This window comes from Pantoea sp. WMus005, from assembly GCF_013415305.1.
GTDB lineage: Bacteria > Pseudomonadota > Gammaproteobacteria > Enterobacterales > Enterobacteriaceae > Pantoea > Pantoea rara.
On record NZ_JACBXU010000009.1, the window covers coordinates 1 to 24,595 of the forward strand.

At 52.4% G+C, this 24,595-nt stretch carries 18 protein-coding genes, 4 tRNA genes and 1 riboswitch; of the genes, 17 read left to right on the forward strand and 5 right to left on the reverse strand.

What is annotated here, in order from left to right; translation table 11 throughout:
* The first annotated feature begins 230 nt into the window (after positions 1 to 230).
* Together murB and birA are read left to right on the forward strand one after the other, a co-directional pair.
* On the forward strand, positions 231 to 1,268 hold the full coding sequence (gene murB / locus HZZ01_RS20505; protein WP_179899274.1) for a UDP-N-acetylmuramate dehydrogenase: 1,038 nt from the start codon (positions 231 to 233) through the stop codon (positions 1,266 to 1,268).
* Complete coding sequence (gene birA / locus HZZ01_RS20510; protein WP_179899275.1) at positions 1,265 to 2,224, forward strand: bifunctional biotin--[acetyl-CoA-carboxylase] ligase/biotin operon repressor BirA; 960 nt, start codon at positions 1,265 to 1,267, stop codon at positions 2,222 to 2,224. Before murB ends, birA begins: the two co-directional genes overlap by 4 nt.
* Before the next feature lie 40 nt (positions 2,225 to 2,264).
* Here birA and coaA read toward each other — a convergent pair whose 3' ends face one another.
* Entirely contained in the window at positions 2,265 to 3,212 is a 948-nt protein-coding gene (gene coaA / locus HZZ01_RS20515) for a type I pantothenate kinase (protein ID WP_179899276.1), read from the reverse strand.
* Between the two features lie 780 nt (positions 3,213 to 3,992).
* Between coaA and HZZ01_RS20520 the strand changes: the two genes are divergently transcribed.
* The 13 genes from HZZ01_RS20520 to rpoC all read left to right on the forward strand — a co-directional run bounded on the left by HZZ01_RS20520 (position 3,993) and on the right by rpoC (position 18,248).
* Positions 3,993 to 4,068: transfer RNA gene (locus HZZ01_RS20520), tRNA-Thr, on the forward strand.
* A gap of 7 nt (positions 4,069 to 4,075) precedes the next feature.
* A tRNA-Tyr gene (locus HZZ01_RS20525) sits at positions 4,076 to 4,160 on the forward strand.
* A 190-nt stretch (positions 4,161 to 4,350) separates the two neighbouring features.
* Positions 4,351 to 4,425 (forward strand) — tRNA-Gly (locus HZZ01_RS20530).
* A 5-nt stretch (positions 4,426 to 4,430) separates the two neighbouring features.
* A tRNA-Thr gene (locus HZZ01_RS20535) sits at positions 4,431 to 4,506 on the forward strand.
* Between the two features lie 108 nt (positions 4,507 to 4,614).
* Positions 4,615 to 5,799 carry an elongation factor Tu gene (tuf, locus tag HZZ01_RS20540; RefSeq protein ID WP_013359730.1) on the forward strand — a complete coding sequence of 395 codons (1,185 nt, stop codon included), beginning with the start codon at positions 4,615 to 4,617 and terminating at the stop codon, positions 5,797 to 5,799.
* A gap of 231 nt (positions 5,800 to 6,030) precedes the next feature.
* Positions 6,031 to 6,414 carry a preprotein translocase subunit SecE gene (gene secE, locus HZZ01_RS20545; protein WP_008927141.1) on the forward strand — a complete coding sequence of 128 codons (384 nt, stop codon included), beginning with the start codon at positions 6,031 to 6,033 and terminating at the stop codon, positions 6,412 to 6,414.
* Position 6,415: 1 nt separating this feature from the next.
* Positions 6,416 to 6,961, forward strand: a complete 546-nt coding sequence (nusG, locus tag HZZ01_RS20550; RefSeq protein ID WP_003848088.1) for a transcription termination/antitermination protein NusG — start codon at positions 6,416 to 6,418, stop codon at positions 6,959 to 6,961.
* Between the two features lie 147 nt (positions 6,962 to 7,108).
* Positions 7,109 to 7,537: a 50S ribosomal protein L11 gene (gene rplK, locus HZZ01_RS20555; RefSeq protein ID WP_006121495.1), complete on the forward strand. Its 429-nt coding sequence runs from the start codon at positions 7,109 to 7,111 to the stop codon at positions 7,535 to 7,537.
* 3 nt (positions 7,538 to 7,540) lie between these two features.
* Positions 7,541 to 8,245 carry a 50S ribosomal protein L1 gene (gene rplA, locus HZZ01_RS20560; protein WP_090967282.1) on the forward strand — a complete coding sequence of 235 codons (705 nt, stop codon included), beginning with the start codon at positions 7,541 to 7,543 and terminating at the stop codon, positions 8,243 to 8,245.
* Positions 8,246 to 8,610: 365 nt separating this feature from the next.
* Positions 8,611 to 9,108, forward strand: a complete 498-nt coding sequence (rplJ, locus tag HZZ01_RS20565) for a 50S ribosomal protein L10 (protein WP_003848098.1) — start codon at positions 8,611 to 8,613, stop codon at positions 9,106 to 9,108.
* A 65-nt stretch (positions 9,109 to 9,173) separates the two neighbouring features.
* Entirely contained in the window at positions 9,174 to 9,536 is a 363-nt protein-coding gene (gene rplL, locus HZZ01_RS20570; RefSeq protein WP_008927142.1) for a 50S ribosomal protein L7/L12, read from the forward strand.
* A gap of 330 nt (positions 9,537 to 9,866) precedes the next feature.
* Positions 9,867 to 13,895, forward strand: coding sequence for a DNA-directed RNA polymerase subunit beta (gene rpoB / locus HZZ01_RS20575; RefSeq protein ID WP_179899277.1), 4,029 nt, complete (start codon positions 9,867 to 9,869; stop codon positions 13,893 to 13,895).
* Between the two features lie 129 nt (positions 13,896 to 14,024).
* A complete protein-coding gene (gene rpoC, locus HZZ01_RS20580; protein ID WP_179899278.1) occupies positions 14,025 to 18,248 on the forward strand; it encodes a DNA-directed RNA polymerase subunit beta' in 4,224 nt (1,407 codons plus the stop codon).
* A 54-nt stretch (positions 18,249 to 18,302) separates the two neighbouring features.
* Here the strand turns inward: rpoC and HZZ01_RS20585 are convergent, their stop codons facing one another.
* Positions 18,303 to 18,485 carry a DUF1127 domain-containing protein gene (locus tag HZZ01_RS20585; RefSeq protein ID WP_179899279.1) on the reverse strand — a complete coding sequence of 61 codons (183 nt, stop codon included), beginning with the start codon at positions 18,483 to 18,485 and terminating at the stop codon, positions 18,303 to 18,305.
* A 174-nt stretch (positions 18,486 to 18,659) separates the two neighbouring features.
* Here HZZ01_RS20585 and HZZ01_RS20590 point away from each other — a divergent pair, with 174 nt between their 5' ends.
* Entirely contained in the window at positions 18,660 to 20,114 is a 1,455-nt protein-coding gene (locus HZZ01_RS20590; RefSeq protein WP_179899280.1) for a PLP-dependent aminotransferase family protein, read from the forward strand.
* 193 nt (positions 20,115 to 20,307) lie between these two features.
* Here HZZ01_RS20590 and thiE read toward each other — a convergent pair whose 3' ends face one another.
* From thiE to rsd, 3 genes are all read right to left on the reverse strand, one after another.
* The gene (thiE, locus tag HZZ01_RS20595) at positions 20,308 to 20,934 is read right to left on the reverse strand and encodes a thiamine phosphate synthase (RefSeq protein ID WP_179899281.1); all 627 of its coding nucleotides are present in this window, start codon (positions 20,932 to 20,934) and stop codon (positions 20,308 to 20,310) included.
* A gap of 2 nt (positions 20,935 to 20,936) precedes the next feature.
* Positions 20,937 to 22,859, reverse strand: a complete 1,923-nt coding sequence (thiC, locus tag HZZ01_RS20600; RefSeq protein ID WP_255434408.1) for a phosphomethylpyrimidine synthase ThiC — start codon at positions 22,857 to 22,859, stop codon at positions 20,937 to 20,939.
* Positions 22,860 to 22,946: 87 nt separating this feature from the next.
* Positions 22,947 to 23,047: riboswitch (TPP riboswitch) on the reverse strand.
* A 152-nt stretch (positions 23,048 to 23,199) separates the two neighbouring features.
* Positions 23,200 to 23,706, reverse strand: a complete 507-nt coding sequence (rsd, locus tag HZZ01_RS20605) for a sigma D regulator (RefSeq protein WP_179899282.1) — start codon at positions 23,704 to 23,706, stop codon at positions 23,200 to 23,202.
* 89 nt (positions 23,707 to 23,795) lie between these two features.
* On the opposite strand from rsd, the gene nudC reads away from it, so the two are divergent.
* On the forward strand, positions 23,796 to 24,566 hold the full coding sequence (gene nudC, locus HZZ01_RS20610) for an NAD(+) diphosphatase (RefSeq protein ID WP_179899283.1): 771 nt from the start codon (positions 23,796 to 23,798) through the stop codon (positions 24,564 to 24,566).
* Positions 24,567 to 24,595 lie beyond the last annotated feature (29 nt).

Below are 24,595 nucleotides of genomic sequence, written 5' to 3' on the forward strand. Positions count from 1 at the left end.
ATGCCGAACTCAGAAGTGAAACGCCGTAGCGCCGATGGTAGTGTGGGGTCTCCCCATGCGAGAGTAGGGAACTGCCAGGCATTATATAAGTGAAGAAGCCCCGCACGGAAGTGCGGGGCTTTTTTACATCTGCAGATCGTGAAAAACCTCATCATAATCCCCGAAAACAGCCTGAGAACCCCTCTCTGATACGGTAAACTACGGCCAGATAACTCAGTAAAGGCCGTCAAATGTCCAGCCATCATCCCTCCTTAAAAGCCGACAATACGCTTGGGCTTGAAGTACACACACAGAAACGCATCGTTGCTGAGACACCCGCTGCCATTCTGGCCGCGTGGCAGGCCAGCCAGCGTGATCAAACGCCTTTCATGGTGCTTGGTGAAGGCAGCAATGTCCTCTTTCTGGAAGATTTCGCTGGCTCCGTGGTGCTCAACCGTATCAAAGGTATCAAAATTCAGGATGAATTTGAGTGCTGGAAGTTACATGTTGGGGCAGGTGAGAACTGGCATCAGCTGGTTAAAAATACGCTGGAAAAAGGGATCACCGGCCTCGAAAACCTGGCGTTGATCCCTGGGATGACTGGCTCGGCGCCGATTCAGAATATCGGTGCTTATGGTGTGGAGTTAAAAGATATCTGCGAATATGTGGATGTGCTTAACCTGAACAGTGGTGAGACAGAACGTCTCGATCGTGAAGCCTGTGAGTTTGGCTATCGTGACAGTATTTTTAAACATCGTTATCAGTCAGGCTATGTCATTGTTGCGGTGGGGATAATATTACCTAAACAGTGGCAGCCCGTATTAACCTATGGCGACCTGAAAACGCTCAATCCGGTGACGGCCAATGCCTGGGATGTCTATCACGCGGTGTGCCAGATGCGGCAGAGCAAGTTACCGGATCCAAAAGTCACCGGTAATGTAGGCAGCTTCTTCAAAAATCCCGTCGTTACCGAGGCGCAGTGCCACTCCCTGCTGGCGCGTTTTCCTGCCATGCCACACTATCTGATGCCGAATGGTGAAACCAAGCTGGCAGCAGGATGGCTTATCGATCAGTGCCATCTGAAAGGTTATCGCACCGGAGGTGCCGCAGTTCACCAGCAACAGGCTCTGGTGCTGATTAACGCTGACAATGCCACGCCTGACGATATCGTTGCGCTGGCAAAAATTGTACGGGCGAAAGTGGGTGAAAGATTTGATGTCTGGCTGGAGCCTGAAGTCCGCTTTATTCAGGCGCAGGGCGAGTGTAACGCTGTCGGAGTCATCGCATGAAAGACCACAATGTCCCGCTAAAGCTGGTCGATATTTTATCTGATGGTGAGTTTCATTCAGGCGAGCAGCTGGGTGAAACACTGGGCATGAGTCGTGCAGCCATAAACAAGCACATCCAGACATTAAAAAGCTGGGGACTTGACGTCTATACCGTGACAGGAAAGGGCTACAGCCTGTCTGCGCCGATGCAGCTACTGAATGAGCAGGCAATCTTATCGCAGGTTGAGCAGGGCAATGTCTCGGTCATCCCGGTGATTGACTCCACAAACCAGTATCTGCTGGAGCGCATGAATGACATGCAGTCAGGTGCCGCCTGTATCGCTGAATATCAGCAAGCAGGTCGTGGCCGGCGTGGGCGCCAATGGTTCTCTCCCTTTGGCGCTAACCTCTACATGTCCATGTACTGGCGTCTGGAACAGGGACCCGCTGCGGCGATGGGCCTTAGCCTGGTAATTGGTATTATCATGGCGGAGACATTACGTTCACTGGGGGCTGATGATGTCCGCGTGAAGTGGCCCAACGATATTTACCTTAATGATCGCAAACTGGCAGGTATTCTGGTCGAACTGACCGGGAAAACCGGTGATGCTGCGCAGATCGTTATTGGTGCAGGGATTAACCTGGCGATGCGGGCAGCCGATGCATCACAGATTAATCAGGGCTGGATTAACCTGCAGGAAGCCGGTGTCACGGTGAATCGCAATGAGCTGGCAGCGCATCTGATCAACAGTCTGCGCGAAGCCCTGCCACTGTTTGAACAGGAGGGATTAACACCCTTCATCGCGCGTTGGGCGGCACTCGATAATTTCATTAACCGGCCTGTTAAGCTGCTCATCGGCGAGCGTGAAGTGCATGGTATTGCGCGGGGCGTTGACAGTCAGGGTGGCTTACTGCTGGAGCAGGATGGGGAAATAAAAGCCTGGGTGGGCGGTGAAATATCATTACGCCCTGTCTGATCAAAAAAGCCTGCACGTGTGCAGGCTTTTTTAACAGCAGTTATTTACGCAGGCGAACCCTATCGACCGCATGATTGCCACTTTTGGTCATGATCAGGCTGGCCCTTTCGCGCGTCGGCAGGATATTTTCCTGCAGGTTGAGCCAGTTAATCTCTTTCCATAAGTTACCTGCTATCTCAACCGCTTCCGCCTCTGAGAGCTGGGCATAATGGTGAAAATAGGAGTCCGGATCGGTAAAAGCACCCTGGCGGAATTTCAGGAATCGATTGATATACCATCTTTGCAGCAACTCTTCCTCTGCATCAACATAAATAGAAAAATCGACGAAGTCTGAAACAAAGACATGATGTGGGTCATGCGGATAGTCCATGCCACTCTGCAATACATTCAGACCTTCCAGAATAAGAATGTCGGGCTGTTGTATGACTTTATCGCCATCAGGGATGACATCATAAATCAGATGCGAATAGACCGGCGCCGTCACCTGACTGGCCCCTGATTTCAAATCAGAGACAAAATTGACCAGCCGGTGCATATCATAGGATTGCGGGAAGCCTTTTTTCTTCATTAAACCGCGTTCTTTCAGCACGGCATTAGGATGAAGGAAGCCATCCGTCGTGATCAATTCCACTTTGCGGTGTTCAGGCCAGCGGCTGAGCAACGCCTGCAATACGCGTGCGGTCGTGCTTTTACCGACGGCTACACTACCCGCAATACTGATGATATAGGGGATTTTCTGGCCATTGGTGCCCAGAAATTGCTCCAGTACAGCCTGTCGGCGAACGTTCGAACTTATATAGAAATTGAGCAGACGCGAAAGTGGCAGATAAATTTCTGCTACCTCCTCCAGCGAGAGATCCTCGTTGATGCCCTCCAGCTGCGCGATCTCTTCCTCTGAAAGCGTCATAGGAACGGAATCACGTAATGCAGCCCACTGCTCACGAGTGAATTCTAAGTAAGGCGTTGTCAGGGGAGTTGTTTTATCCATAAGCATGCATCTGACCGCAAATTCATTGCTATCAACCGCGTGTTATCCGATAAGCAGGACAGCACAGGTGAAATGAATCACGAATCGCTGGTTTATCAGTGAGAACAATGGGCTGGAGGGTATCACCAGTATGGCTTTTAACAGAAGTAAAAAGATAAACGTGATCACGCTTTCGTCGGCATACCCACAAAACGTCTCGATGCCTTCAATTATGGCAGCTTTATCATTATTTATGTTGTTACAGCGCATCACAGCGTATATGCGGCTTTTATCTGCTCTGAACATTCCGCCAGACACCTGAATAACATAATGCTGCTATAAGGGCCTGGAGTGAGGCTGATAGGGTACACATTTAATGCGTCACCTGTGTAATTTCGAAAAGAACATATCTTATAAAGTCATTTTAGCGGTCTTATTTGGGGGGCATCGCTGCACTACCTGAAGCATATGCCTGACAAAAATGACGCTACTTTCTATAGGAAATCACCAGCGCATGATAAAAATGACGCCGGGTGGGTCAAAAAAACATCACTCAATCAAAAAGAATAAAATAAAAATGCGGCTGGCGGATCATTTATCCTCCGAATTGAGGTGTGCTGAGAGACATCAGGCGACAGTGACGTCTCGCGAATCTTGTGAAAACTGAACCAGATTGCACAAATATTCTGCACAAAAACGTCAAAATGCGATGATTTGCACAAATAGTAAGCGATAGAAAAAAATAAGCGATTTTTTAGTTGCATCCAGAGCCCGACCTTCCTAGAATGCGCTCCACTTGATGCCGGCTTAGCTCAGTTGGTAGAGCAACTGACTTGTAATCAGTAGGTCACCAGTTCGATTCCGGTAGCCGGCACCATCAAGTAGGTGGGATTCCCGAGCGGCCAAAGGGAGCAGACTGTAAATCTGCCGTCACAGACTTCGAAGGTTCGAATCCTTCTCCCACCACCATCTCAACCTCATGGTTGGGTACAGATAAACAACCTGTTTATCTGTCAGGTGAGTCATTTATCACCCTGAATTCAGACTGAGCGTTAGCGAAGTCAAAGTCGGTCAGCTTCGCTGACAGGCAGCAGGTAGTAGAGAAACATTCTCTGTTATCTGCAAGCTACAGAAAGAACAGGTAGCCGAGTTCCAGGATGCGGGCATCGTATAATGGCTATTACCTCAGCCTTCCAAGCTGATGATGCGGGTTCGATTCCCGCTGCCCGCTCCAGATGTGCTGATATGGCTCAGTTGGTAGAGCGCACCCTTGGTAAGGGTGAGGTCCCCAGTTCGACTCTGGGTATCAGCACCACTTCCTTTAATCTCCCTCCTGATTTTCTCTGTAACTTCCTTGCAGTCAGGCATTGCCTGGTTAATGTGATGATATCATTGATATATCCGTGTCTTAGAGGGACTAGCGATGGCTAAAGAGCAATTTCAACGTAACAAACTGCACGTAAACGTGGGCACCATCGGTCACGTTGACCACGGTAAAACCACCCTGACTGCAGCTATCACTACCGTACTGGCTAAAACCAACGGCGGCCAGGCTCGTGCATTCGATCAGATCGACAGCACGCCTGAAGAAAAAGCCCGCGGTATTACCATCAACACCGCACACGTTGAGTATGAGACTGCTGCACGTCACTATGCTCACGTTGACTGCCCAGGCCACGCCGACTATGTGAAAAACATGATCACCGGTGCTGCGCAGATGGACGGCGCGATCCTGGTTGTTGCTGCGACTGATGGCCCGATGCCACAGACCCGTGAGCACATCCTGCTGGGTCGTCAGGTTGGCGTTCCTTACATCATCGTGTTCCTGAACAAGTGCGACATGGTTGATGATGAAGAGCTGCTGGAGCTGGTAGAGATGGAAGTACGTGACCTGCTGTCACAGTACGACTTCCCAGGCGACGACACGCCAATCGTTCGTGGTTCTGCTCTGAAAGCGCTGGAAGGCGTTCCTGAGTGGGAAGCGAAAATCATCGAACTGGCTGAGCACCTGGATAACTACATCCCGGATCCAGTCCGTGCGATCGACATGCCGTTCCTGCTGCCAATCGAAGACGTATTCTCAATCTCTGGCCGTGGTACTGTTGTTACCGGTCGTGTTGAGCGCGGCATCGTTAAAGTCGGCGACGAAGTTGAAATCGTGGGTATCAAAGATACTGCGAAATCAACCTGTACCGGTGTTGAGATGTTCCGTAAGCTGCTGGACCAGGGTCAGGCAGGCGAAAACTGTGGTGTTCTGCTGCGCGGTATCAAGCGTGAAGACATCCAGCGTGGCCAGGTTCTGGCTAAGCCAGGCTCAATCAAGCCACACACCCAGTTCGAGTCAGAAGTTTACGTTCTGTCTAAAGACGAAGGTGGCCGCCATACTCCGTTCTTCAAAGGCTATCGTCCACAGTTCTACTTCCGTACAACTGATGTGACCGGCTCAGTAGAGCTGCCAGAAGGCGTTGAAATGGTAATGCCAGGCGACAACATCAAAATGGTTGTTACCCTGATTCACCCAATCGCAATGGACGAAGGTCTGCGCTTCGCAATCCGCGAAGGTGGCCGTACCGTTGGCGCGGGTGTTGTTGCTAAAGTTATTGCATAATTACCGATAACATTTGACGCAATGCACACGGAAAGGGCATCATTTGATGCCCTTTTTGCACGCTGTTTCATAGAACCTGGCTCATCAGTGATTTTCTGAATCATAATCATTGCTGAGACAGGCTCTGTAATGCGGCGTTGGATACCGAGTTACGCCCCAAAAGCTCATTCGGTTTGGACGCCTCGCACTGCGGGGCAGAATAGTTTCTGAATTATTGTGGCAGGTTGGTTTATGAGTGCGAATACCGAAGCTCAAGGGAGCGGGCGTGGCCTGGAAGCGGTAAAGTGGGTAGTAGTTGTGTTACTGCTGCTTGCAGCGATTGTAGGTAACTACCTCTATCGTGATGTGTCATTGCCACTGCGTGCATTAGCCGTAGTTGTACTGATTGCAGCGGCTGGCGGCATTGCGCTTTTAACGACCAAAGGCAAAGCGACTGTGGCTTTTGCTCGTGAAGCAAGAACAGAGATGCGTAAGGTTATCTGGCCAACCCGCCAGGAAACGCTGCACACCACCTTAATCGTTGCCGCGGTTACTGCCGTGATGTCACTGATTTTGTGGGGGCTGGATGGTATTCTGGTCCGTCTGGTATCGTTTATCACTGGCCTGAGGTTCTGAGATGTCTGAAGCTCCAAAGAAACGCTGGTACGTCGTACAGGCGTTTTCCGGTTTTGAAGGCCGCGTAGCTCAATCGCTGCGCGAGCATATCAAATTGCACAACATGGAAGAGCTGTTTGGCGACGTCATGGTTCCGACTGAAGAAGTCGTCGAAATTCGTGGCGGCCAGCGTCGTAAGAGCGAGCGCAAGTTTTTCCCGGGATACGTACTGGTCCAGATGGTCATGAATGACGCCAGTTGGCATTTAGTGCGCAGCGTCCCACGCGTGATGGGTTTTATCGGCGGTACATCTGACCGTCCGGCACCTATCAGCGACAAAGAAGTTGATGCGATCATGAACCGTCTGCAGCAGGTCGGCGATAAGCCTCGTCCTAAAACCCTGTTTGAGCCTGGTGAAATGGTTCGCGTTAATGACGGCCCATTTGCTGACTTTAACGGTGTGGTTGAAGATGTGGATTACGAGAAAAGCCGCCTGACGGTTTCCGTGTCCATCTTTGGTCGTGCAACACCGGTTGAACTGGACTTCGGTCAGGTGGAGAAAGGTTAAACTCTTTCCGCTCACAAATTAGCTGTTGCAGCAGGCGCGAAATTTAACTACAATTTCGCGCCTTTTGTTTTTATGCGCTGGAAACAGCGGATAAATCGTTATCACGGGGAGCCTTTACAGGCGCTATAACCCAATTGAGGAAATATCATGGCTAAGAAAGTCCAAGCCTACGTCAAGCTGCAGGTTGCAGCTGGTATGGCGAACCCAAGTCCACCGGTTGGTCCAGCTCTGGGTCAGCAGGGTGTTAACATCATGGAATTCTGTAAGGCGTTCAACGCTAAGACTGAATCTCTGGAAAAAGGTCTGCCGACTCCAGTTGTTATCACCGTATACAGCGACCGTTCTTTTACCTTCATTACCAAAACGCCTCCGGCTGCCGTACTGCTGAAAAAAGCAGCGGGCATCAAGTCTGGTTCTGGTAAGCCGAACAAAGATAAAGTCGGTAAAGTGACTCGTGCTCAGGTACGTGAAATCGCAGAAACCAAAGCTGCGGACATGACTGGTTCTGACGTTGAAGCGATGACTCGCTCAATCGAAGGTACTGCTCGTTCCATGGGCCTGGTAGTAGAGGACTAAGAAATGGCTAAGCTGACCAAGCGCATGACCGTAATTCGCGACAAAGTTGACGTGACTAAGCAGTATGACATTGCTGAAGCCGTTGCTCTGCTGAAAGAACTGGCTACTGCCAAGTTCGTTGAAAGCGTTGACGTTGCTGTCAACCTCGGCATTGATGCACGTAAATCTGATCAAAACGTTCGCGGCGCGACCGTTCTGCCACACGGTACTGGTCGTTCAGTACGTGTTGCTGTCTTTGCTCAGGGCGCAAACGCTGAAGCTGCTAAAGCAGCAGGCGCTGAGCTGGTAGGCATGGAAGACCTGGCTGATCAGATCAAGAAAGGCGAAATGAATTTTGACGTTGTTATTGCTTCTCCGGATGCAATGCGCGTTGTTGGCCAGTTAGGCCAGATTCTGGGCCCACGCGGCCTGATGCCAAACCCGAAAGTTGGTACGGTAACCCCTAACGTTGCTGAAGCAGTTAAGAACGCTAAAGCAGGTCAGGTTCGTTATCGTAACGACAAAAACGGCATCATCCACACTACCATTGGTAAAGTGGACTTTGACGCTGACAAACTGAAAGAAAACCTGGAATCTCTGCTGGTTGCGCTGAAAAAAGCAAAACCATCTCAGGCGAAAGGCGTGTACATCAAGAAAGTTAGCCTTTCAACCACCATGGGTGCCGGCGTTGCCGTTGACCAGGCTGGTCTGAACGCAACAGCAAACTAATTGCTGCTTGAAACGGGCGAAAAATTCACCTAGAATCTTACGCCCGTTGTTCTGTTATTAACAGAACAGGACACCAGAGAGCCAGAACGGACTGTTGCGTTTATCGCCTCTCCCTCTGACTCTGCTGCGTCACACAGAATTTAGGTTGGAGCCAGGCCTTATCCTGGCCTCCGTCCAAGACCGCAGGAGCTGTTTATCTCCGGATATTCCGCTTAATACCCTGCGTAGACGGTGACAGAACCAAAAGAATTTTTTCTTAGCTGGATTCTGCTCACCGTGTTCGAGCGCTTATTACCCCCAGGGGTAAGTAAGTGAAGTGAGTTCCGGGGAAATCCTTTCCCGGTCAAATCCAGGAGCAAAAGCTAATGGCATTAAATCTTCAAGACAAACAAGCGATTGTTGCTGAAGTCAGCGAAGTAGCCAAAGGTGCGCTTTCAGCGGTTGTTGCGGATTCCCGTGGCGTTACCGTTGATAAAATGACCGAACTGCGTAAAGCAGGCCGTGAAGCTGGCGTTTACATGCGTGTTGTTCGTAACACCCTGCTGCGCCGCGTCGTTGAAGGTACTCAGTTTGAGTGCCTGAAAGACACGTTTGTTGGTCCGACCCTGATTGCATATTCTATGGAACACCCGGGCGCTGCTGCTCGTCTGTTTAAAGATTTCGCGAAAGCGAATGCAAAATTTGAGGTCAAAGCTGCAGCCTTTGAAGGTGAGCTGATCACGGCGGCCAATATTGACCGTCTGGCAACTCTGCCGACCTACGAAGAAGCACTGGCACGTCTGATGTCGACCATGAAAGAAGCCGCTGCTGGCAAACTGGTCCGCACTCTGGCTGCTGTACGCGATGCAAAAGAAGCGGCTTAAGGCCATATTCTTTTCTTCGTAATTGCTTACGTATAAACTTTTTCTGATTCTTAGGAACAATTGTCATGTCTATTACTAAAGACCAAATTCTGGAAGCTGTTGCAGCGATGTCCGTAATGGAAGTTGTTGAGCTGGTTTCTGCAATGGAAGAAAAATTCGGCGTTTCTGCTGCTGCTGCTGTAGCTGTTGCTGCTGGCCCGGCTGAAGCTGTTGAAGAAAAAACTGAATTCGACGTAGTCCTGAAAGCTGTTGGCCCGAACAAGGTTGCAGTAATCAAAGCCGTACGTACTGCAACTGGTCTGGGCCTGAAAGAAGCCAAAGATCTGGTTGAAGCAACTGGCGTGATCAAAGAAGCAATCAGCAAAGACGACGCAGCTGCACTTGAAGCTGCTCTGAAAGAAGCTGGCGCTGAAGTTGAAGTTAAGTAAGACAACCTCCGGGTTGCAGTCTGAGTAGTTTCAGACTGATGGCTGGTGACTTTTTGGTCACCAGCCTTTTTGCGCTACAGGGTCTCAATGGGGTTTCACACTGTTTGTCCATTGTTACTCTTCAATATCTTTCTCTATCGACGACTTAATATACCGCTCTACCTGTGCGGGTTCCCTGCCCTCGCAACAGCGATGAAATGATTTAAGCGTGATAGAAAGAGGTATTGCACTGCTGCTGCGCAGCCAGTGAATCAAACAAAATCGTGTTGCATGAACTGTCCTGTCAGGACGGACAGCGTGGGTCGACTTGTCAGCTAGCTGAGGAACCCTATGGTTTACTCCTATACCGAGAAAAAACGTATTCGTAAGGATTTTGGTAAACGTCCGCAAGTACTGGACATACCTTATCTCCTTTCCATCCAGCTCGACTCGTTCCAGAAGTTTATCGAGCAAGATCCAGAAGGTCAGTACGGACTGGAAGCTGCATTCCGCTCTGTATTCCCTATTGCGAGCTACAGCGGCAACTCTGAGTTGCAGTATGTCAGCTATCGCCTGGGTGAACCTGTCTTTGACGTGAAAGAGTGTCAGATCCGTGGCGTGACCTATTCGGCACCGCTGCGCGTGAAACTGCGTCTGGTGGTCTATGAGCGCGAAGCGCCAGAAGGCACCGTAAAAGACATTAAAGAACAAGAAGTCTACATGGGCGAAATTCCGCTCATGACCGACAACGGTACCTTTGTTATCAATGGTACCGAACGCGTTATCGTTTCTCAGCTGCACCGTAGTCCTGGCGTGTTCTTTGATAGCGATAAGGGTAAAACCCACTCATCGGGTAAAGTGCTGTACAACGCACGTATCATCCCTTACCGCGGTTCATGGCTCGACTTTGAGTTTGACCCGAAAGATAACCTGTTTGTCCGTATTGACCGTCGTCGTAAGCTGCCGGCCACTATCATCCTTCGCGCGTTACAGTTCACTACACCTCAGATCCTCGATATCTTCTTCGAGAAAGTGGTGTTTGAAATCCGTGACAACAAGCTGCAGATGGAGCTGGTGCCTGAGCGCCTGCGCGGTGAAACTGCAACCTTCGATATCGAAGCGAACGGCACCGTCTACGTCGAGAAAGCACGCCGTATTACTGCGCGCCATATCCGTCAGCTGGAAAAAGATGGCATTCAGCACATCGAAGTTCCGGTTGAATATATCGCGGGCAAAGTGGTCGCTAAAGACTACATCGATGAGAGCACCGGTGAGCTGATTATTGCAGCGAACATGGAACTGTCACTGGATTTGCTGGCCAAACTGAGCCAGTCCGGTCACAAGCGCATCGAAACGCTGTTCACCAACGATCTGGACCACGGTCCATATATGTCTGAGACCCTGCGTGTTGACCCAACCAGCGATCGCCTGAGCGCACTGGTTGAGATCTACCGCATGATGCGTCCTGGTGAGCCGCCAACACGCGAAGCAGCAGAGAACCTGTTTGAGAACCTGTTCTTCTCTGAAGATCGTTATGATCTTTCTGCTGTCGGCCGTATGAAGTTCAACCGCTCATTACTGCGTGATGAAATCGAAGGTTCAGGCATCCTGAGCAAAGACGACATCATTGAAGTGATGAAGAAGCTGATCGACATCCGTAACGGTAAAGGCGAAGTGGACGATATCGACCACCTCGGTAACCGTCGTATTCGTTCAGTCGGTGAAATGGCTGAGAACCAGTTCCGCGTCGGTCTGGTACGTGTTGAGCGTGCGGTTAAAGAGCGTCTGTCACTGGGCGACCTTGATACCCTGATGCCTCAGGACATGATCAACGCGAAGCCGATTTCGGCTGCGGTGAAAGAGTTCTTTGGTTCCAGCCAGCTTTCTCAGTTTATGGATCAGAACAACCCGCTGTCAGAGATTACGCACAAACGTCGTATCTCTGCTCTCGGCCCGGGTGGTTTGACGCGTGAGCGTGCCGGCTTTGAAGTGCGTGACGTACACCCAACGCACTACGGTCGTGTCTGCCCAATCGAAACCCCTGAAGGTCCGAACATCGGTCTGATCAACTCCTTGTCTGTATATGCGCAGACCAATGAGTACGGTTTCCTTGAGACACCTTATCGCCGTGTTATCGACGGTCTGGTTTCTGACGAGATTCATTACCTCTCTGCTATCGAAGAGGGTAACTACGTTATCGCTCAGGCGAACGCCCCTCTTGATGATAACGGCGCGTTTGTTGATGACCTGGTCACCTGCCGTAGCAAAGGCGAATCAAGTCTGTTCAGCCGTGATCAGGTTGACTACATGGACGTTTCGACCCAACAGATCGTTTCTGTCGGTGCGTCACTGATCCCGTTCCTGGAACACGATGATGCTAACCGCGCCCTGATGGGTGCGAACATGCAACGTCAGGCCGTTCCGACTCTGCGTGCTGATAAGCCGCTGGTTGGTACCGGTATGGAACGTGCTGTTGCCGTTGACTCCGGTGTTACTGCCGTTGCGAAACGTGGCGGTACCGTACAGTACGTCGATGCATCACGTATCGTTATCAAAGTTAACGAAGACGAAATGCATGCTGGCGAAGCCGGTATCGACATCTACAACCTGACCAAATATACCCGTTCTAACCAGAACACCTGCATCAACCAGATGCCATGTGTTTCTCTGGGTGAGCCGGTTGAGCGCGGCGACGTGCTGGCAGATGGCCCGTCCACCGATCTGGGTGAACTGGCACTGGGCCAGAACATGCGCGTAGCGTTCATGCCGTGGAACGGCTACAACTTCGAAGACTCCATCCTGGTCTCCGAGCGTGTGGTTCAGGAAGATCGTTTTACGACTATCCACATTCAGGAACTGGCTTGCGTGTCGCGTGACACCAAACTGGGGCCAGAAGAGATCACGGCTGATATCCCGAACGTGGGTGAAGCTGCTCTCTCCAAACTGGATGAGTCTGGCATCGTCTACATCGGTGCTGAAGTGACCGGTGGCGATATTCTGGTTGGTAAGGTAACGCCGAAAGGTGAGACCCAGCTGACGCCAGAAGAGAAACTGCTGCGCGCTATCTTCGGTGAAAAAGCCTCTGACGTGAAAGATTCGTCACTGCGCGTACCGAATGGCGTGTCAGGCACCGTGATCGACGTTCAGGTCTTTACCCGCGATGGCGTGGAAAAAGACAAACGTGCGCTGGAAATCGAAGAGATGCAGCTGAAGCAGGCCAAGAAAGACCTGTCTGAAGAACTGCAGATTCTGGAAGCGGGCCTCTTCAGCCGTATCCAGAACGTACTGATTTCGGGTGGCGTTGAAGCAGACAAACTGGACAAGCTGCCGCGCGAGCGCTGGCTGGAGCTGGGTCTGACTGACGAAGCCAAGCAAAACCAGCTGGAGCAGCTGGCAGAGCAGTACGACGAACTGAAGCACGAGTTTGAGAAAAAACTCGAAGGTAAGCGTCGTAAAATCACCCAGGGCGATGATCTGGCACCAGGCGTGCTGAAAATCGTTAAGGTTTATCTGGCAGTTAAGCGCCAGATTCAGCCGGGTGACAAAATGGCAGGCCGTCACGGTAACAAAGGTGTTATCTCTAAGATCAACCCGATCGAAGATATGCCTTACGATGAAAACGGCACGCCGGTTGACATCGTTCTGAACCCGCTGGGCGTACCATCGCGTATGAACATCGGTCAGATTCTGGAAACCCACCTGGGTATGGCAGCGAAAGGCATTGGCGAGAAGATCAACGCCATGCTGAAGAAACAGGAAGAAGTCGCGAAACTGCGTGAATTCATCCAGCGCGCCTATGACCTGGGTAGCGATCTGCGTCAGAAAGTTGACCTGAACACCTTCTCCGATGACGAAGTGCTTCGTCTGGCTGAGAACCTGAAGAAAGGTATGCCAATCGCCACTCCGGTGTTTGATGGCGCGAAAGAGAGCGAAATCAAAGAGCTGCTGCAGCTCGGCGGCTTGCCTTCTTCCGGTCAGATTACCCTGTTTGACGGCCGTACCGGTGAGCAGTTCGAACGTCAGGTAACCGTTGGCTACATGTACATGCTGAAACTCAACCACCTGGTTGATGACAAGATGCATGCACGTTCAACCGGTTCCTACAGCCTGGTTACTCAGCAGCCGCTGGGTGGTAAGGCACAGTTCGGTGGTCAGCGCTTTGGTGAGATGGAAGTATGGGCACTGGAAGCATACGGTGCCGCCTATACCCTGCAGGAAATGCTTACCGTTAAGTCTGATGACGTCAACGGCCGTACCAAGATGTATAAAAACATCGTTGACGGTAACCATCAGATGGAACCGGGCATGCCGGAATCCTTCAACGTACTGTTGAAAGAGATTCGCTCGCTGGGTATCAACATCGAGCTGGAAGACGAGTAACCCCTTTTCAGGCTGCGGTTCGCTGCCGCCTGAAAGCGCTGGGTTTAAAGCGCTCGCAATTGTACTGGTTACGGGGCGTTCAATTTCGGTTGGACGCCCTCTGAGTCTCACTCCGACGGGAGCTAATCCGTGAAAGACTTACTTAAGTTTCTGAAAGCGCAAACTAAGACCGAAGAGTTTGATGCGATCAAAATTGCGCTGGCTTCGCCAGACATGATCCGTTCCTGGTCTTTTGGTGAAGTGAAAAAGCCAGAAACCATTAACTACCGTACTTTTAAGCCAGAGCGCGATGGTCTGTTCTGTGCCCGTATCTTCGGGCCGGTAAAAGACTATGAGTGCCTGTGCGGCAAATACAAGCGCCTGAAACACCGTGGTGTGATTTGTGAGAAGTGCGGTGTTGAAGTGACCCAGACTAAAGTACGCCGTGAGCGTATGGGCCACATCGAACTGGCATCGCCAACTGCGCACATCTGGTTCCTGAAGTCACTGCCATCGCGTATCGGCTTACTGCTGGATATGCCACTGCGTGACATCGAGCGCGTGCTCTACTTTGAATCTTACGTGGTAATCGAAGGTGGCATGACCAACCTCGAGAAGCGTCAGATCCTGACTGAAGAGCAGTATCTTGACGCTCTGGAAGAGTTCGGTGACGAATTCGACGCCAAAATGGGCGCCGAAGCGATCCAGGCCCTGTTGAAAAACATGGATCTGGAACAGGAGTGCGAGCAGCTGCGTGAAGAGCTGAACGAAACTAACTCCGAAACCAAACGTAAAAAACTGACCAAGCGCATCAAGCTGCTGGAAGCGTTCGTACAGTCTGGCAACAAGCCAGAGTGGATGATCCTGACCGTGCTGCCTGTTCTGCCACCGGATCTGCGTCCGCTGGTACCGCTGGATGGTGGCCGTTTCGCAACGTCGGATCTGAACGATCTTTATCGTCGCGTGATCAACCGTAACAACCGTCTGAAGCGCCTGCTGGATCTGGCTGCGCCAGATATCATCGTACGCAACGAAAAGCGTATGTTGCAGGAAGCGGTCGATGCACTGCTGGATAACGGTCGTCGCGGTCGTGCGATCACCGGTTCTAACAAGCGTCCGCTGAAATCGCTGGCTGACATGATCAAAGGTAAGCAGGGTCGTTTCCGTCAGAACCTGCTGGGTAAACGTGTCGACTATTCTGGTCGTTCGGTTATCACCGTTGGTCCATACCTGCGTCTGCATCAGTGCGGTCTGCCTAAGAAAATGGCACTCGAACTGTTCAAACCGTTCATTTACGGCAAGCTGGAACTGCGTGGCCTGGCCACCACCATCAAAGCCGCGAAGAAAATGGTTGAGCGCGAAGAAGCGGTTGTCTGGGATATCCTCGACGAAGTGATCCGTGAGCATCCGGTTCTGCTGAACCGTGCGCCTACGCTGCACCGTCTGGGTATTCAGGCCTTTGAACCGGTTCTGATCGAAGGTAAAGCGATCCAGCTGCACCCGCTGGTTTGTGCGGCATATAACGCCGACTTCGATGGTGACCAGATGGCTGTTCACGTACCGCTGACGCTGGAAGCCCAGCTGGAAGCGCGTGCGCTGATGATGTCGACCAACAACATCCTGTCACCTGCGAACGGCGAGCCAATCATCGTTCCTTCTCAGGACGTTGTACTGGGTCTCTATTACATGACCCGTGACTGTGTTAACGCCAAAGGCGAAGGCATGGTGCTGACTGGCCCGAAAGAAGCTGAGCGTATCTATCGCGCTGGCCTCGCCTCTCTGCATGCTCGCGTTAAGGTGCGTATCACCGAACACGAGAAAAATGAGCAGGATGAGTGGGTTGCTAAAACCAGCATCATTGATACAACGATTGGCCGTGCCATCCTGTGGATGATCGTGCCGAAAGGTCTGCCTTTCTCTATCGTTAACCAGGCGCTGGGCAAAAAAGCTATCTCCAAAATGCTTAACACCTGTTATCGCATTCTGGGCCTGAAGCCGACCGTTATCTTTGCTGACCAGACCATGTACACCGGTTTCGCTTACGCTGCCCGTTCAGGCGCGTCAGTCGGCATCGACGACATGGTTATTCCAGAGAAGAAAGTGGAAATCATCACCGAAGCGGAAGCGGAAGTGGCTGAGATTCAGGAGCAGTTCCAGTCTGGTCTGGTAACGGCAGGCGAACGTTATAACAAAGTCATCGATATCTGGGCAGCAGCCAACGAACGTGTTGCCAAAGCGATGATGGAAAACCTCTCTACCGAACTCGTGATTAACCGCGATGGCGAAGAAGAGCGACAGGTTTCCTTTAACAGCATCTTTATGATGGCCGACTCCGGTGCGCGTGGTTCTGCAGCACAGATTCGTCAGCTGGCCGGTATGCGTGGTCTGATGGCGAAACCCGATGGCTCCATCATCGAAACACCAATCACGGCGAATTTCCGTGAAGGGTTGAACGTACTCCAGTACTTCATCTCAACCCACGGTGCGCGTAAAGGTCTGGCGGATACCGCACTGAAAACAGCGAACTCCGGTTATCTGACGCGTCGTCTGGTTGACGTTGCACAGGATCTGGTTGTTACCGAAGATGACTGTGGTACACACGAAGGCATCATGATGACGCCTGTCATCGAAGGTGGCGACGTTAAAGAGCCTCTGCGTGAGCGTGTACTGGGTCGTGTGACTGCTGAAGACGTTCTGAAGCCGGGTACGGCTGATATTCTGGTCCCACGCAACACGCTGCTCGATGAGCACTGGTGTGACGTGCTGGAACTGAACTCAGTCGACAGCCTGAAAGTCCGCTCAGTAGTAGGTTGTGAAACCGACTTTGGTGTGTGTGCGCATTGCTACGGTCGCGACCTGGCACGTGGTCACATCATCAACAAAGGTGAAGCGATCGGTGTTATCGCGGCACAGTCCATCGGTGAGCCAGGTACACAGCTGACGATGCGTACGTTCCACATCGGTGGTGCGGCATCACGTGCGGCTGCTGAATCCAGCATTCAGGTGAAGAACAAAGGTACCATCAAGCTGACCAACGCCAAGTCCGTAACGAACTCGGCAGGCAAGCTGGTGATCACCTCGCGTAACGTTGAACTGAAAATGATCGACGAATTTGGTCGTACCAAAGAGAGCTATAAAGTTCCTTATGGTTCTTCCATGGCGAAAGGTGATGGTGAGCAGGTTGCAGCGGGCGAAACCGTCGCAAACTGGGATCCGCATACCATGCCAGTCATCACCGAAGTGGGCGGTTTCATTCGCTTCACGGACATGGTTGATGGCCAGACCATTACCCGTCAGACAGATGACTTAACCGGTCTGTCTTCACTGGTGGTTCTGGACAGCGCTGAACGTACTGCGGGCGGTAAAGATCTGCGTCCTGCTCTGAAAATTGTTGATGCCAACGGCAACGACGTTCTGATCCCGGGCACCGACATGCCGGCTCAGTACTTCCTGCCAGGTAAAGCGATTGTTCAGCTGGAAGATGGCGTTAAGATCAGTGCTGGTGACACGTTAGCGCGTGTTCCGCAGGAATCTGGCGGTACCAAGGATATTACCGGTGGTCTGCCACGCGTTGCTGACCTGTTCGAAGCGCGTCGTCCGAAAGAGCCAGCTATCCTGGCGGAGATCAGCGGCATCATCTCCTTCGGTAAAGAGACCAAAGGTAAGCGTCGTCTGGTGATTACTCCGCTGGATGGTAGCGAGCCGTACGAAGAGATGATTCCGAAATGGCGTCAGCTGAACGTGTTCGAAGGTGAACGTGTTGAGCGCGGTGACGTGGTTTCCGATGGCCCAGAGTCTCCACATGATATTCTGCGCTTGCGTGGCGTGCATGCGGTGACCCGTTACATCACTAACGAAGTGCAGGAAGTTTACCGTCTGCAAGGCGTTAAGATTAACGATAAGCACATCGAAGTTATCGTGCGTCAGATGCTGCGTAAAGCAACTATCGTGAGCGCAGGAAGTGCAGACTTCCTGGAAGGTGAGCAGGCTGAATTCTCTCGCATCAAGATCTCTAACCGTGATCTGGAAGCGAACGGAAAAGTCGGCGCAACCTTTATGCGTGACCTGCTGGGTATTACCAAAGCGTCACTGGCTACCGAATCGTTCATCTCTGCAGCATCGTTCCAGGAGACCACTCGTGTCCTGACCGAAGCAGCAGTAGCAGGTAAGCGCGATGAACTGCGCGGCCTGAAAGAGAACGTGATCGTGGGTCGTCTGATCCCGGCGGGTACCGGTTATGCGTACCATCAGGATCGTATGCGCCGCAAAGCGGCAGGTGAAGTTCCGGTTGCACCGCAGGTTACTGCGGATGAAGCCTCAGCCAGTCTGGCGGAACTGTTAAACGCCGGTCTCGGCGGCAACAAAAACGATTAATCGTTCTTTGCCTGATAAAAACCCTGCCTCGGCAGGGTTTTTTTTGTCCCGAATTCAGTCATTCCAGTCGTTGCGACTGATGCCAATGTCTTTTAGCTGACAGTCACTCAGCTTAGACAGGATGACGCGCGTCTCACGCCGCAGCTGCCAGCGCTTATAGCTGCGCCATAAGTAACGGATTAGTGTGTAAGGCGTGCCTGTAAACGGTTTAGTCGCGCGATTCTCGTCGTATCCCATGATAGTGCCCTCAGTGAAATGTCTGAGGACTATTTTCAGCGGATCGTTCTGTATGATACAGACGCAAAAATCACCTTTTTTTAACATACAGATTGCAGTTTCAGCGATCTGAATGGTAAAAAAGGAACCTGACTGTACTGGTTAATGCTCACCATCTGAGCCAGAGGAAATACAATGACCCGATATGAACATCTGGCCACACTGCTGGCTCAGCGCATTGAACAGGGTTTATATCGTAGTGGTGAACGCCTGCCCTCGGTGCGGAGTCTGAGTGCCGAACATGGCGTCAGTATCAGCACCGTACAGCAGGCCTATCATCTGCTGGAAGAGAAACAGATGATTACGCCGCAGTCGCGATCCGGATACTTTGTCGCCTCACGCAAAGCGGCGCCCCCGATGCCTGCGCTGACCCGTCCCGCACAGCGGCCGGTTGAGGTAACGCAGTGGGATGCGGTGCTGGAGCTGATTAACAGTCGTCTGGAAGATGATGTGTTGCAGCTGGGCAGCGGCATGCCCGACCTGACGCAGCCTACACTCAAGCCACTGTGGAAAGCTTTCAGCCGCCAGGCGCAGAAGCAGGACATGGCGCTACTGAATTATGACAACCTGTATGGTGTTCTTGCGCTGCGGCAACAGGTTGCACGACTGGCAATAGACAGCGGCTGCCATCTCACCGCCGACGACATTGTGATTACTACCGGCTGCCACGAAGCGTTATCGGTCGCCGTGCGAGCAGTCTGCGAGCCGGGCGATATCATTGCTGTTGAGTCACCGTCGTTTCACGGCATCATGCAAACCCTGCGCGGCTTTGGCATTCGTGCCATTGAGATCCCGACGGATGCGGTCACTGGCATCAGTCTGGAAGCGCTGGAGCTGGCTTTTGATCAATGGCCGATTAAAGCGGTTGTTGTCGTGCCAAACTGCAATAATCCGCTGGGATTCATCATGCCCGAACAGCGTAAGCGGGCATTGCTGGCGCTGGCGCAGCGGTTTGATGCGGCAGTCATTGAAGATGATGTTTATGGTGAATTAGCCTGGGAATACCCGCGTCCGTCAACGATTAAAGCGCTGGATCTCGATGGCCGGGTTCTGCTGTGTAGCTCCTTTTCTAAAACGCTGGCACCAGGTTTACGCGTTGGCTGGGTTGCACCAGGCCGCTATCGCGACCGCGTGCTGCACATGAAATATATCGTCACAGGCTCGACCGCTACACAGCCTCAGCATGCGGTCTCTGAGTTTATCCGCCAGGGCCATTACCAGCCCCATCTGCGCCGGATGCGGCAAATCTATCATCGTAACTATGAAACATTCAGTTGCTGGGTGCGCCACTACTTCCCCTGCGGCATCTGCGTCTCCCGTCCTCAGGGCGGCTTCCTGATGTGGATTGAACTCCCTGAAGCATTTGATGCTGTCCGGCTTAACCGCGAACTGCGCGAGTCAAAAATTCAGATAGCTGTAGGCTCACTGTTTTCAGCGTCGGGGAAATACCGTAACTGTCTGCGCTTAAATTATGGGCTGCCGATCAACGAGCAGACTGAACAGGCACTGGCGCTGGTGGGTGCAGCCGTTGAACGTGCCATGCTCTCGTGCGGACATGAGACGCAGATTCCAGCCTCTACTCTCGCATAGCGAAAAGAAGAAGCAGGGCCGGCAAGAGGAGGGAACCGGCCCTGGTCAGATAACCTTAACCTGACGGATGCCACGTTAAGGTTTTGGATCACAGCATGCCAGCGGCAACATTTACTTCTGCGCGCTGCTCTCCCGGAGGAATGCTGGCATTACCTGTTTTGCAGCCGCCATGCGCGACAGCTTCCACATATTCTTAATTACCTGGTTCTGCCAGTGCCAGAAGAGTCCGCGTTGCTTCACGCCAGTCATCTGCCTGGGTAATCGCACTCACTACCGCAATACTGCCTACGCCGGTTGCCAGCACCTCAGGTGCACGCGCAATCGAGATACCACCAATCGCCACGGTGGGAATATGTGTCAGGCGTGTCAGGTGATGCTTCAGCTGTTCAATGCCCTGTGGCGCAGAAGGCATCTCTTTAGTCTGCGTCGGGAAAATATGCCCCAGCGCGATGTATGAGGGCTGGATAGACAGTGCGCGGTCCAGTTCTGCATCGTCATGGGTGGAAAGTCCCAGGCGCAATCCCGCCTCATGAATCCGGGCAAGATCGGCCACATCCAGATCCTCCTGACCCAGATGCACGCCATAAGCCTGATGTTTAATGGCCAGCTGCCAGTAGTCATTAATAAAAAGGCGCGCGTCATAGCGTTTTCCCAGCGCAATCGCCTCGGCAATGGCTGCCCCGGCGACCTCATCGGGCTGATCTTTGATACGCAGCTGCAGGGTGCGAACGCCCATCTCAAGCAGGCGTTTAATCCACTCGGGGCTATCAACCACCGGATAAAGCCCCAGGCGCGGGGCGGTAGCAGGGAATGCGTGCATCGTTACTCCTCCTTAATGGCATCGGTAGAGTGATAAAGCTCACTGCCGTGGCTGCGAAAACGGTCTGACATCTGCGCCATGCCCACTTCTACTGTCTCGGCGCGAGCATCCTGGCGTGCTGCAAACTCGCGCACCTCCTGGGAAATTTTCATTGAGCAGAATTTGGGGCCGCACATCGAACAGAAATGGGCCACTTTGCCCGACTCCTGTGGCAGCGTTTCGTCATGCATAGCCCGCGCCGTGTGAGGATCCAGCGCCAGATTAAACTGATCTTCCCATCGGAATTCAAAGCGCGCTTTGGACATAGCGTTATCACGGATCTGCGCACCAGGATGGCCTTTGGCCAGATCGGCGGCATGCGCTGCGATTTTGTAGGTGATCAATCCCTGTTTCACATCCTGTTTGTTGGGCAGGCCCAGATGCTCTTTAGGTGTGACATAACACAGCATGGCGCAGCCAAACCAGCCAATCATGGCGGCACCAATACCCGAGGTGAAATGGTCATAGCCTGGCGCGATGTCGGTGGTCAGCGGGCCAAGGGTATAGAAGGGGGCTTCATCGCACAGGGCGAGCTGTTCAGTCATGTTGCGGCGGATCATATGCATCGGCACGTGCCCCGGACCTTCAATCATCACCTGAACGTCATATTCCCAGGCGATCCGGGTCAGTTCACCCAGGGTACGCAGTTCGGCAAACTGTGCCTCGTCGTTCGCATCCTGAATCGAACCCGGACGCAGGCCATCGCCCAGCGACAGGGAGACATCGTAAGCGGCGCAGATTTCACAGATCTCGCGGAAGTGCTGATACAGGAAGCTCTCCTGATGATGCGACAGGCACCATTTCGCCATGATTGATCCACCCCGCGAGACAATTCCGGTCAGACGTTTCGCCGTCATCGGGACATAACGCAGTAGTACGCCCGCGTGGATAGTGAAATAATCGACGCCCTGTTCCGCCTGCTCAAGCAGCGTGTCCCGGAAAATTTCCCAGTTCAGCGCCTCAGCTACACCATTGACTTTTTCCAGCGCCTGATAGATCGGCACGGTACCGATGGGCACCGGGCTGTTTCGCAAAATCCATTCGCGCGTTTCATGAATATAACGGCCGGTAGAGAGATCCATCACCGTATCGGCACCCCAGCGAGTCGACCAGACCAGTTTTTCCACTTCTTCTTCAATGGAAGAGGTCACCGCTGAGTTGCCGATATTGGCATTGACCTTAACCAGAAAGTTGCGACCAATGATCATCGGCTCCGATTCAGGATGATTGATATTGGCAGGGATGATGGCGCGTCCGGCAGCGACCTCCTGCCGCACAAACTCGGGTGTGATGCGGGCGGGCAGATGCGCGCCAAAACTGTGGCCCGGATGCTGTTGCAGCAATACCTCACTGCGGATTTGCTCACGGCCCATGTTTTCCCGCAGAGCGATAAACTCCATCTCCGGGGTGATGATCCCCTGGCGGGCATAATGCAGCTGCGTGACACGGCGGCCTGCGCGGGCACGGCGCGGTGTGGGAAGGTGATCGAAGCGCAGATGATCCAGCCCCTCATCAGCCAGTCGCTGCTGGGTATAACCTGAGCTGTTCTGTTCGAGAAGCTCGCTGTCGTCGCGTTCAGCAATCCAGCGTGCGCGCAGCTTTTCCAGGCCACGGTGCACATCGATCTGTGCTGCAGGATCGCCATAGGCACCCGCCGTGTCATAGACCGGCACCGCTTCATTTTGCTCATAGAGTGGTTGTTCTTTGCTGCCACCGATGTGGGTCGGGCTTAGGGTAATTTCACGCATGGGTACGCGAATATCCTGTCGGCTGCCGGTAATCCAGATGCGACGGGACTGGGGAAAGGCACTGCCACTTTGCAGGGAATCGATAAATTCCTGCGCCTGGGCACGTTGTTCACGACGGGAAATTTTTTGATCAGACATAGCAATCTTCCTGTTCAGAGGGAACGATGCTTGTCCGGAGTTCGGAAGGAGTAACCGTATAGACAGCGTAAGCGTGCTGACATACAGAGAAAATTTACTCTTGTTCCCTTCGCAGGTTCTAACCTGATCAGGTTCCGCGGATCCCGAATTAACGGTCTCAGCCCAACTGGGCACTCCGACAAGAAGCTGTACTTATGCGTGCGTCTGATAACAGACTCGGGCATAAATACCTTATATTTCAAGGCAAAAAGCAAAAAGGTTCCTGGGAGCTCACTCCTCAGAACCTGTTCAGCATAAAAGGGCTACGGGATAATCTCAACCCCTTTGCCAGTGACGGCCATTACGCCGGACGAGCGATATGGCTGTCATTCGCCACTGGCGGGGGGGCGAGTTTGTTATCCCATGCCAGCTGGATCAGCTTATCTTCCAGCGTAAAGCGGGCTTCCAGCACTTCGCCAACTTCGGATAGCGCCTGCTGGAAAGTCATGCAGTTTTCGTCGTCAATCGCCTGCTGCAGGTGACCGTCATACAGTTGCATCAGACGCTCAGTATTGGCTTCCAGCGGGGGATAGATCTGCGCGGCAGCAATCATCGGGCTGTCGCCACTCATTTCACTGATGACGCGCTCGTAGATGCTGAAGTGACCCGCAGAAAGATAATCGACCAGACCGTGACAGAAGTTGTCCAGCGCCTGTTCATCCAGACGCGTCAGCGCCTCTTTATTGGGTTTAAGACCGACCAGATGATAATAGGTCACCAGTAGCTGACGACGGGCTTCAAGCCACGAATCGACCAGTTCATTACTGCCACCTACGCGTTCAGCCAGGACGTCTAACTGGTTAAGCATATCTAACTCCATGTGAGTTATAGTTGTTTATCTACACACTTAACATCAGGGCTTCAGCGTGCGATTTGACGCTAAGGATGACGAAATAAATGCAATACGAAATCTCAAGCGTAGACGCTGGATGGTGGATTGTCAGCCATGAACAGAAACTTTGGTTGCCACAAGGTGATTTACCCCACGGAAACGCCGAAAAATTTGGTTTGACCGGCAGTAAGGCCCGGACCATTGGTGAGTGGCAGGGCGATAAAGTCTGGCTGATTTGTGAGCCGCGTTCTGCCGATATGTTCTCAGTCCGTCAGTTAATCGATCAGGATACAGAGCTGTTTCAGCTGGTGGGCCGCGGTGTGCAGCTGGCGGAATTCTACCGTTCTCATCGCTGGTGCGGCTATTGCGGCAATGAAATGCATCACAGCAAGCATGAGTTTGCCTGTCTGTGCAGTCATTGCCGTGAGCGTTACTATCCGCAGATCGCACCCTGCATCATCGTGGCTATCCGTCGCGGCGACGAAATCCTGCTGGCGAATCATGCCCGCCATCGCAACAAGGTCTACACCGTGCTGGCGGGTTTTGTGGAAGTCGGTGAGACGCTGGAGCAGGCTGTGGCCCGCGAAGTGATGGAAGAGAGCAATATTCGCGTCAAAAATGTCCGCTACGTTACCTCCCAGCCGTGGCCTTTCCCGCAATCGCTGATGACAGCGTTTATGGCAGAGTATGACAGCGGCGATCTGCAACACGACGGTAAAGAACTCCTGGATGCAGCGTGGTTCCGTTTTGATGACCTGCCTCTGTTGCCACCGCCAGGCACTGTGGCGCGCCGTCTTATTGAAGATACTGTCGCCCTGTGCCGTGCTGAAGGGTGAAAGTGCTACACTACACGCCTGTTACCGAG

Coding starts and splice junctions, on each gene's coding strand:
- murB (WP_179899274.1), top strand. CDS start 231: ATGTCCAGCCATCATCCCTCCTTAAAAGCCGACAATACGCTTGGGCTT.
- birA (WP_179899275.1), top strand. CDS start 1,265: ATGAAAGACCACAATGTCCCGCTAAAGCTGGTCGATATTTTATCTGAT.
- coaA (WP_179899276.1), bottom strand. CDS start 3,212: ATGGATAAAACAACTCCCCTGACAACGCCTTACTTAGAATTCACTCGT.
- tuf (WP_013359730.1), top strand. CDS start 4,615: ATGGCTAAAGAGCAATTTCAACGTAACAAACTGCACGTAAACGTGGGC.
- secE (WP_008927141.1), top strand. CDS start 6,031: ATGAGTGCGAATACCGAAGCTCAAGGGAGCGGGCGTGGCCTGGAAGCG.
- nusG (WP_003848088.1), top strand. CDS start 6,416: ATGTCTGAAGCTCCAAAGAAACGCTGGTACGTCGTACAGGCGTTTTCC.
- rplK (WP_006121495.1), top strand. CDS start 7,109: ATGGCTAAGAAAGTCCAAGCCTACGTCAAGCTGCAGGTTGCAGCTGGT.
- rplA (WP_090967282.1), top strand. CDS start 7,541: ATGGCTAAGCTGACCAAGCGCATGACCGTAATTCGCGACAAAGTTGAC.
- rplJ (WP_003848098.1), top strand. CDS start 8,611: ATGGCATTAAATCTTCAAGACAAACAAGCGATTGTTGCTGAAGTCAGC.
- rplL (WP_008927142.1), top strand. CDS start 9,174: ATGTCTATTACTAAAGACCAAATTCTGGAAGCTGTTGCAGCGATGTCC.
- rpoB (WP_179899277.1), top strand. CDS start 9,867: ATGGTTTACTCCTATACCGAGAAAAAACGTATTCGTAAGGATTTTGGT.
- HZZ01_RS20585 (WP_179899279.1), bottom strand. CDS start 18,485: ATGGGATACGACGAGAATCGCGCGACTAAACCGTTTACAGGCACGCCT.
- HZZ01_RS20590 (WP_179899280.1), top strand. CDS start 18,660: ATGACCCGATATGAACATCTGGCCACACTGCTGGCTCAGCGCATTGAA.
- thiE (WP_179899281.1), bottom strand. CDS start 20,934: ATGCACGCATTCCCTGCTACCGCCCCGCGCCTGGGGCTTTATCCGGTG.
- thiC (WP_255434408.1), bottom strand. CDS start 22,859: ATGTCTGATCAAAAAATTTCCCGTCGTGAACAACGTGCCCAGGCGCAG.
- rsd (WP_179899282.1), bottom strand. CDS start 23,706: ATGCTTAACCAGTTAGACGTCCTGGCTGAACGCGTAGGTGGCAGTAAT.
- nudC (WP_179899283.1), top strand. CDS start 23,796: ATGCAATACGAAATCTCAAGCGTAGACGCTGGATGGTGGATTGTCAGC.